Genomic DNA, 9229 nt, shown 5'->3' with positions numbered 1-9229 from the left:
GGCGGGCTTCGGCGCGGGCGCGCCCGCCGCGCGCGGCGGCCGCGCCACGGCGTCGAGGATCCGCGACTCGGCCTGCGCCACTGCGGTGAACACCGCGCGCGACTTGTTCAGCGTCTCCTGGTACTCGGCCTCCGGCACCGAGTCGTACACGAGCCCGCCGCCGGCCTGGACCGAGACGCGCCGCCCGTTCGCCATGAGCGTCCGGATGGCGATGCACATCTCCATGTCGCCGCTGCGGTCGAAGTAGCCCACCGCGCCCGCGTACGGCCCGCGCCGCGCCGGCTCGAGCTCGTCCACGATCTCCATCGCCCGGACCTTCGGCGATCCGGAGACCGTGCCCGCCGGGAAGCCGGCGCGGAGCACGTCCACCGCGCCGAGCCCGTCCCGGAGCCGCCCCTTCACCTCCGAGACGAGGTGCATCACGTGCGAGTAGCGCTCCACCGTCTTGAGCTGGGTGACCTTCACCGAGCCGACGGCGGAGACGCGCCCCACGTCGTTCCGGCCGAGGTCCACGAGCATCACGTGCTCGGCGTTCTCCTTCGGATCCGCCCGCAGCTCCGCCTCGAGCGCCTGGTCCGCGGCGGCGTCCTGGCCGCGCGGCCGGGTGCCGGCGATGGGCCGGAGCGTCACCTCGCCGTCCCGCAGCTTGACGAGCGTCTCGGGCGAGCTGCCCACCAGGGCGCGGCGGCCGTCCTTCACGAAGAAGAGGTACGGCGAGGGGTTCACCCGGCGGAGCGCGCGGTAGATCTCGAACGGCGGGACCGAGACCTCGGCGTCGAACCGCTGGGCGAGGACGATCTGCTGGCAGTCGCCGGCGCGGATGTACTCCTTCGCCCGCTCGACCGCCGCGAGGTAGTCGGCCTTCGCGACGCGCGGCACGAGCTCGGACGTCCGCGTGACGCGCCGCGCGCGGCGATCCACGAGCGGGCGCGCCAGCGTCCGGAGCCGGGCGCGGATCCGCCGGATCGCCCGGTCGTACAGCGCGCGGGGATCGTCGCCGGCGTCGCAGCGGACCTCGCAGATGACGTGCAGGGAGTGGCGCAGGGCGTCGAACGCGACGACCTCGTCGAAGTCCATGAGGAGGACGTCGGGGAAGCCGAGCTCGTCCGGCTTCGCCATCGGGACGCGCGGCTCGAACAGCTTCACCGCGTCGTACGCGACGTGGCCGACCAGGCCGCCGGAGAAGGGCGGCGTCCCGGGGACGCGCACGGCGCGGTGGGTGGCGAGGGCGGCGCGGATCGCGCCGATGGGATCGCCGGGCGCGCCGAGCTTCCAGCGGAGCACCGCCCGCGGTCGCGCGCCGAGGAAGGAGAACCGGGCGCTCCGCTCGCCGCCCTCGACGGACTCGAGGAGGAACGCGCGGTCCTCGCCGCGGGACAGCTTCAGGAACGCCGAGACCGGCGTGTCCGTGTCGGCGTCGACCTCGACGCGGACCGGGACCGCACGGCCTGGCTTGCAGAGCGAGAGGAAGGTCTCGAGATCGGGCTGCGGCCGGACTTCAGTCGCGGCGCCAAAGACACACCGTCATGCCGTCACCCTTCGCGCAGGCCCGGCCACCTCGGCGGCGTCCCTGGCCACGATCTTGTTCGCCTTGTCCACGAGGACCACGGTCGGCTTGAGGCTGCGGGCCTCGGCCTCGTCGAAGTCGGCGAACGTCGCGAGGATGACCAGGTCGCCCGGCTTGTTGAGGTGCGCCGCCGCGCCGTTGATGCAGATGATGCCCGAGCCGCGCTGGCCCCGGATCGCGTACGTCTGGAGCCGCGTTCCCCGCGTGATGTTCCAGATGTGGACGGCCTCGTACTCCAGGATGTCCGCCGCGTCCATGAGGTCCTCGTCGATGGAGACGGAGCCCTCGTACTCGAGGTCGGCGTGCGTGACGGTGGCGCGGTGAATCTTCGATTTGAAGAGCGTCCGACGCATGGCGGAATGAATCTCTTACCTTCTCGGGCGGGGGTTCGCAAGCTCGGGCCCGGCAGCCTGGCCCCCGAAGGGGCGGATGCCGGGCCGTCACGGCGCTACTTGCCGGCGAGGTGCCGGTCGATCTCCGCCTTGAGCATCTCGAACGGGACGGCGCCCTCGATCTTCACGCCGTTCACGAACAGCGTGGGCGTGCCCTGGGCGCCCACCTTCGCCGCGAGCGCCTGGTCCTCGGCGATGCGGGCCCGGGTCCGGGGCGCGCGGCGCGCGGCGTCGAACCGGGCGAGGTCGAGGCCGAGCTCGTGGGCGTACTGAACGTACGCCTGCTCCGACAAGGCCTGCTGGTTCGCGAAGAGCTTGTCGTGCATCGGCCAGAACTTCCCCTGCTCGCGGGCCGCCTCGGCGGCGAGCGCCGCGGGGAGCGCGTTCGGGTGGAAGGGGAGCGGCTGGTTCTTCCAGACGATCCGGACCTTGTTCCCGTACACCTGCTCCACCTGGGCGAGGGTGGGCTCGACGCGGCTGCAGAACGGGCACTGGAAGTCGGAGAAGACCACCAGGGTCACCGGCGCGCGGGCGCCGCCCTTCGCCGGGTCGTCGGGGCGGAGCGTGAGGCCCTGGACCGGCCCGGCCGGCGCGGGCGCCGGGGCGGCCGCGGGGACGACGGTGGGCGCCGGCGCGGCGGGGGGCAGGGCGAGGTTCGCGGCGCAGGCCTTCGCGTAGACGTCGGGGCCGGCGAGCCGCCCCGCCTTCGCGAGCTCCTCCCGGGCGACGGCCTGGAGCTGCTCGAACGGCCGCGCCCCGACGACCTGGCGGCAGTTGAAGAACATCGTCGGCGTGCCCTGCGCGCCGACCTGGGCGGCGAGCTTCTGGTCCTCGGCGATGCGGGCGGCGCCCGTCCGCTGGTCCACCGCGGCCTGGTAGCGGCGCATGTCGAGCCCGATGGCGCGGGCGGCGCTGGCGAGGTCGTCGGGCGAGAGCGCGCTCTGGTTCCCGAAGAGCCGGTCGTGCATCGGCCAGAACTTGCCCTGCTCCCGGGCCGCCTCGGCGGCGAGGGCGGCCGGCATCGCGTTCGAGTGGAACGGGAGCGGCTGGTGCTTCCAGACGATCCGGACCTGGCCCGGGAAGGCGCTCTCGAGCTGCTTCAGCGAGGGCTCGACGCGGCCGCAGAACGGGCACTGGAAGTCGGAGAAGAGGACGACGGTGAGCTTCGCGTCGCGCGGCCCGCGGGTCGGGTCGTCGGTGCGGATCGTGACGTTCCGGTAGATCGTCGGCGGCGCCGCCGGCGGGGCGGACGGCGCGGCGCCCGGCGCGGCGCCGGGGGCGCCCGGGGCGCCGGGGAGGAAGACGGGCTGGGTGGCCCCCCGCTCGACGATCCTCGCGTACACGGCCGACGCCGGCGTGCCCGCCTTCACGAGCGCCTCCGCCTTCGCCAGCTCCTCGTCGACGAGGGCGCGGAACCGCTCGAGGGGCTGGGCGCCCACGAGCTTGCGGCCGTTCACGAAGAAGGTGGGGGTGCCGAGGGCGCCGAGGCCGGTGACGACCTTCTGGTCGCGCTCGATCCGGTCGCGGCCCCGCTGCGCGGTCACCGCCTCCGTCACCTTCGTCGCGTCGAGGCCGACCTCGGTGGCCGCCTTCGCGAGGCTCGCGGCGTCGAGCGCCGGCGCGAGCTCGAAGAGCTTGTCGTGCATCGCCCAGAACTTCGCGTCACCGCCCTGCGCGCGGGCCGCCTCGGCGGCGAGCGCGGCCGGCATCGCGTTCGGGTGGAACGCGAGGGGGTTGTGCTTGAAGACGATGCGCACCTTGCCCGGGTAGGCCTGCTCGACCTGCTTCAGCGTGGCCGCGCCGCGCTTGCAGAACGGGCACTGGAAGTCCGAGGCCTCGACGATGGTCACGAGCGCGTCGGCGGGGCCGCGCGCCGGCGAGTCATCCACCGCGATCCGGTAGACGGCGTTCGGGTCCTCGACCTGCCGCTGCGCCCGGGCCTGCGCCGCGGGGGCCGGCAGGGCACCGGCGCCGCCGCGTCCGAAGGCGAAGAGGGGCGGACCCTTCATCGCGCCGACGGTGACCGCGCCGAGCACGTATCCGACGACGAGCGCCAACACCCAAGAGACGTGCTTCATGGCTCCTCGCTTCCTTCGCGTTGAGTACGGCAGCGGCGGTGTAGCAGAACCGCCGTGCCTGGACAAACAATCCCGCCGGCAGAGCCTGGCCCCGGCCGGCCGGAACGGCGGCGACGCCGGCCGTCCCCGACGCGGGTCCGGGGCGTGCCGGGGCTCAGAACCGGAAGGCGGCGCCGCCGCGGAAGAGCAGGGGGACCCCCGCCACGTCGTTGAGCGGCACGCCGGTGTCCACCTCGGCGTACAGGCCGAGCTCGCTCGTCACCCGCATCTCCGCGGCGAAGCCGACCAGGAGCCAGCGCCAGCCGAACCCGTGCCCGCGGGAGTTCGCGGCGTCGAGGGCGGCGCGGAGCTGGAACGGCGTCGCCGGGAGCTGGAAGCGGACGCCGGGCCGGAGCGCGACGTGCGAGTCGGGGGCGAGCCCGAGGGCCGCCGCGAGCTCGCCGCGCAGCCCGAGCTCCGGGGACTCGATCCCGGCCGCGAGCTCGAGCTCCCCGACGCCGGCGCTGCCGTGGTCCTGGCCGAGCTCGGCGCCGCCGGCGAGGGACGCAGAGAACGTGGTCACGGCGGCCCGCCCGCCCTCCTGGGCGGCGGCCCGGCTCGCCGAGAAGACGAGCGCGACGGCGACTGCGGCGAGGGCGAGAGTGGGTGTGCGAGGCATCCGGGCGAGGGTACCGCCGGCCGCGTGCGACGGGCAAGGCGCCGGGACGTTGCCCGCCGCGGGGGGAGACGCTAAAGGGAGAGCCCCGTGATGCCCCTCGAGGACATGCCCCTCCCTGCGCGGACGATCGACACCTCGGGGCAGCTCTGCCCGTTCCCCATCGTCGAGACCGCCCGGGCGGTGAAGGGGCTCGACGCCGGCGCGGTGCTCCTCGTCATCGCCACCGATCCCGGCATCGCCACCGACATGCCCATGTGGTGCAAGGCGACGCGCAACGAGCACCTCGGCACGTTCCGCGACGGCACCGCCTGGAAGAGCTTCGTCCGGAAGCAGACGCGCTGAGAGCTCGTCGAGGAATTCGACGAGCTCTCAGGCCGACCCCGCGCGACCGGGGCGGCGGGTGGGGTGAAGCGCCCGAATTCACTTCGGGCGCGAGGGGCGGGCAAGGGCCCGCCCATCCTGGAATTGACCGCACTGGCGGGAGAAGAGGTCCAGCATGAAGCGGCAGGCGAAGGCGATCGCGATGATCTCCGGCGGGCTCGACTCGACGCTCGCGCTCGCGCTCGTGCGGCGGCAGGGCGTCGAGGTGAAGGCCGTCAACTTCTACACCGGGTTCTGCATCACCGAGACGCAGCGCCGGAAGGGCGGTCGCCCCGACGGGACGATCCCGCGCAACGAGGCGCTCCGCGCGGCCGCCGACCTCGAGGTGGACATCGAGTACGTGGACATCTCGGGCCGCGGCTACTTCGACATGCTCGTGAACCCGCGCTGGGGCTACGGCGCGAACGCGAACCCCTGCGTGGACTGCCGCGTCTTCATGATGCGCCGGGCGAAGGAGATCATGGAGGCGGAGGGCGCGGACTTCGTGTTCACCGGCGAGGTGCTCGGCCAGCGCCCGAAGAGCCAGCGCCGCGACACGCTCCGGATCGTCGAGCGCGAGAGCGGCCTCGACGGCCGCCTCCTCCGCCCCCTCTCGGCGAAGCTCCTCGCGCCCACCATCCCGGAGCAGGAGGGGCTCGTCGATCGATCCCTCCTCGAGGACATCAGCGGCCGCTCCCGCCACCGGCAGATGGAGCTCGCCGCCCAGCTCGGGATCGCCGACTACCCGCAGCCGGCCGGCGGCTGCTGCTACCTCACCGACGAGAACTTCGCGCGGAAGTTCTTCGACGTCCTCGACGCGCGGGAGGCGCGGGGCGAGGCGCGGCGGCTCGAGCGCGAGGACGTGCTGCTGCTCTCCACCGGGCGCCACTTCCGGCTGTCGCCGCGGGCGAAGCTCATCGTGGGCCGTACAGAGGTCGAGAACGCGCTGCTCGAGCACCACGTCGAGGGGCGCGCCCGGGTGGAGGCGCGGGACGTGCTCGGCCCGGTGGCGCTCGTCGAGGGCGTGCCGACCTGGGAGGAGCGGGTGCTCGCCGCGCGGATCGTCGCGCGCTACGGCAAGGGGAAGGACGCGCCGCGGGTCGCCGTCGAGTGGCGCGAGGGCGACCTCGTCGAGGTCTACGAGGTGGAGCCGGAGCACGACGAGGCGAAGCTCGAGGCCCTTCGCGTGTAGCACGGAGCGCCGCGCACCCGCCCCTTCCGGGGGCGCGCTCGCATGCGCCCGAGCCGCCGGTCCCTCGCCAGCCTCGCAAGGAGGACGTCCGCCGCGACCCATTGTCGCCCGCGGCGGATCGATCGAGCATGTTCACTCCTGTCTCGCGACGACTTTCCGGTCGATCTGCAAGATCCGGCGGAGGTGAAGCATGTCGGCGAAGCGCATCTACTCCTTCGGCGGCGGCAAGGCGGAGGGAAACAAGGACCTGAGGGACCTGCTCGGCGGGAAGGGCGCCGGGCTCGCCGAGATGTCCAACATCGGGATCCCCGTCCCGCCGGGCTTCACGATCACGACCGAGGTGTGCGGCGAGTACGGCCGCGCGGGCAAGAAGCTGCCGCGCTCCCTCGAGCCGGAGCTCCGGGCCGCGCTCCGCAAGGTCGAGGCGCTCACCGGCAAGGGCTTCGGCGACCCGCGCGACCCGCTCCTCGTCTCGGTCCGCTCCGGCGCGCGCGCCTCGATGCCGGGCATGATGGACACGGTCCTCAACCTCGGGCTGAACGACCGGACCGTGGAGGGGCTCGCGGCACGCAGCGCGAACCCGCGGTTCGCCTGGGACAGCTACCGCCGCTTCGTCGCGATGTTCGGGGACGTGGTGCTCGGGCTGAAGCCGGAGCGGAGGGAGGACCGCGATCCGTTCGAGGTGATCCTCTCCGCGAAGAAGCGGGCGCGAGGCGTGCGGCACGACTCGGAGCTGCCGGAGGACGCGCTCCGCGAGCTCGTCGCCGAGCAGAAGGCGGAGATCCTCCGGCGCAAGGGCGTGCCGTTCCCGGAGGAGCCGTTCGAGCAGCTCCTCGCCGCCATCGGCGCGGTGTTCCGCTCCTGGGACAACGACCGCGCCGTCGCCTACCGCCAGCTCAACGGGATCCCGTCGGACTGGGGGACCGCGGTGAGCGTCCAGGCCATGGTCTTCGGCAACATGGGCGAGGACTCCGGCACCGGCGTCGCGTTCACCCGCGACCCCGCCACCGGCGCCGACGAGTTCTACGGCGAGTTCCTCGTGGACGCGCAGGGCGAGGACGTCGTCGCCGGGATCCGCACGCCGCAGAAGATCGGCGAGCTCCAGGCGCGGTGGCCCGAGATCTCGCGCCAGCTCCTCGCCGCGCGGGAGAAGCTCGAGCGGCACTACCGCGACATGCAGGACATCGAGTTCACCATCGAGCGCGGGAAGCTCTACCTGCTCCAGACGCGGAGCGGGAAGCGGACCGGCCTCGCCGCGGTCCGGATCGCGGTGGAGATGGCCGAGCAGCGGCTCCTGTCGCGCGAGGAGGCGGTCCTCGCCGTCGAGCCGGAGGCGCTGAACCACCTGCTGCGCCCGGTGTTCGACGCGGACCGGAAGGCGGCGGCCGTGCGCGACGGCCGACTCCTCGCGAAGGGGCTCCCCGCGGGGCCGGGCGCCGCGAGCGGCCGGCTCGTCTTCTTCGCCGACGACGCGGCCGCGTGGCGCGCGCGCGGGGAGACGGTCATCCTCGCCCGGCACGAGACCTCGCCGGAGGACATCCGGGGCATGGCCGCGGCGGAGGGCTTCCTCACCGCGTTCGGCGGGATGACCTCGCACGCGGCGCTCGTCGCCCGGCAGATGGGCAAGGTCGCCATCGTGGGCTGCGGCGCGCTCTCGTTCGACTACGAGGCGCGACGGGCGACGGTCGCGACGATCGCAGGCGGGGAGCGCGTGCTCTCGGAGGGCGACTGGATCTCCATCGACGGGCTCGCGGGCGAGGTGATCGAGGGGCGCCTCGAGACCCGCCCGCCCGAGGTGGTCGAGGTCCTCGTGGACCGGGCCCGCGACCCGCGGAGCGCGCCGACGTACCAGCGCTTCGCGAAGCTCCTCGCCTGGGCGGATGCCGCGCGCCGGCTCGGCGTCCGCGCGAACGCCGACCAGCCGGACCAGGCGCGCGTCGCGGTGGCGTTCGGGGCGCAGGGGATCGGCCTGTGCCGGACCGAGCACATGTTCTTCGGCGAGGGGAAGATCGGCCCGATGCGGGAGATGATCGTCGCGGAGACGCACGAGGAGCGCCGCGACGCCCTCTCGAAGCTCCTGCCGCTGCAGCGCGAGGACTTCCGGGGGCTGTTCGTCGAGATGGCGGGACGGCCGGTCACGATCCGGACGCTCGATCCGCCCCTGCACGAGTTCCTGCCCCACGACGAGGCCGGGATCGCCCAGCTCGCCCGCGACACCGGGCGGACCGTCGAGCAGGTCCGCGCGCGCGTCGAGGATCTCGCCGAGGCGAACCCGATGCTCGGCCACCGCGGCTGCCGCCTCGGCATCTCGTACCCGGAGATCACGGAGATGCAGGCGCGGGCGATCTTCGAGGCCGCGTGCGACGTCGCCGAGCAGGGCGTGAAGGTCGAGCCCGAGGTGATGATCCCGCTGGTCGCCTCCGTGAAGGAGCTCGACGACCAGGCGGCGATCGTGCGCGCGGTCGCGGCGGAGGTGTTCCGGGAGCGCGGCCGGAAGGTGCGGTACCTCGTCGGGACCATGATCGAGGTGCCGCGCGGCGCGGTGACCGCCGGCCAGATCGCGCGCACCGCCGAGTTCTTCTCGTTCGGCACGAACGATCTCACCCAGACCACCTTCGGCCTGTCGCGCGACGACACCGGGCCGGTGATCCGGACGTACCTGGACAAGGAGATCCTGACGGTCGATCCGTTCGTCTCGATCGACCAGGAGGGGGTGGGGGCCCTCATGCGCGTCGCCGTCGAGGGCGGCCGCGCCACCCGCCCGGACCTGCACCTCGGGATCTGCGGCGAGCACGGCGGCGATCCGGCGTCGGTGGCCTTCTGCCACGCGCTCGGGCTCGACTACGTCTCGTGCTCGCCGTACCGGCTCCCCATCGCGCGGCTCGCGGCGGCGCAGGCGGCGCTCCGCGAGCTCCGCGCGGCGAGCCGCCCTCGCGCCGCGAAGGCCGCCGGCACCCGCGCGAAGCGCGCGCAGCCGGGCCG

Annotated in this window: 6 protein-coding genes and 1 pseudogene; 3 read left to right on the top strand and 4 right to left on the bottom strand. The window is 73.8% G+C overall.

The features are described from left to right. From MNZ27_RS22075 to MNZ27_RS22060, 4 genes and pseudogenes are all read right to left on the bottom strand, one after another. Positions 1 to 1404 (bottom strand): annotated as a pseudogene (locus tag MNZ27_RS22075) (anthranilate synthase component I family protein); the annotation flags it as partial. Between the two features lie 120 nt (positions 1405 to 1524). After that, complete coding sequence (panD, locus tag MNZ27_RS22070) at positions 1525 to 1920, bottom strand: aspartate 1-decarboxylase (protein WP_242396230.1); 396 nt, start codon at positions 1918 to 1920, stop codon at positions 1525 to 1527. 95 nt (positions 1921 to 2015) lie between these two features. After that, positions 2016 to 4037: a DsbA family protein gene (locus tag MNZ27_RS22065; protein ID WP_242396229.1), complete on the bottom strand. Its 2022-nt coding sequence runs from the start codon at positions 4035 to 4037 to the stop codon at positions 2016 to 2018. Positions 4038 to 4191: 154 nt separating this feature from the next. Continuing rightward, positions 4192 to 4695, bottom strand: coding sequence for a hypothetical protein (locus tag MNZ27_RS22060; protein WP_242396228.1), 504 nt, complete (start codon positions 4693 to 4695; stop codon positions 4192 to 4194). A 90-nt stretch (positions 4696 to 4785) separates the two neighbouring features. Here MNZ27_RS22060 and MNZ27_RS22055 point away from each other — a divergent pair, with 90 nt between their 5' ends. From MNZ27_RS22055 to ppdK, 3 genes are all read left to right on the top strand, one after another. Beyond that, a complete protein-coding gene (locus MNZ27_RS22055) occupies positions 4786 to 5037 on the top strand; it encodes a sulfurtransferase TusA family protein (RefSeq protein WP_242396227.1) in 252 nt (83 codons plus the stop codon). Positions 5038 to 5191: 154 nt separating this feature from the next. After that, positions 5192 to 6247, top strand: coding sequence for an asparagine synthase-related protein (locus MNZ27_RS22050; protein ID WP_242396226.1), 1056 nt, complete (start codon positions 5192 to 5194; stop codon positions 6245 to 6247). Between the two features lie 190 nt (positions 6248 to 6437). Further along, on the top strand, positions 6438 to 9229 hold a 2792-nt coding region (gene ppdK / locus MNZ27_RS22045), incomplete at its 3' end, for a pyruvate, phosphate dikinase (protein WP_242396225.1).

The sequence above is a fragment of the Anaeromyxobacter oryzisoli genome (genome assembly GCF_022690765.1).
Lineage (GTDB): Bacteria > Myxococcota > Myxococcia > Myxococcales > Anaeromyxobacteraceae > Anaeromyxobacter > Anaeromyxobacter oryzisoli.
The sequence above is the reverse complement of the archived record's forward strand: the minus strand, read 5'-3'. Positions and strand labels throughout refer to the sequence as shown.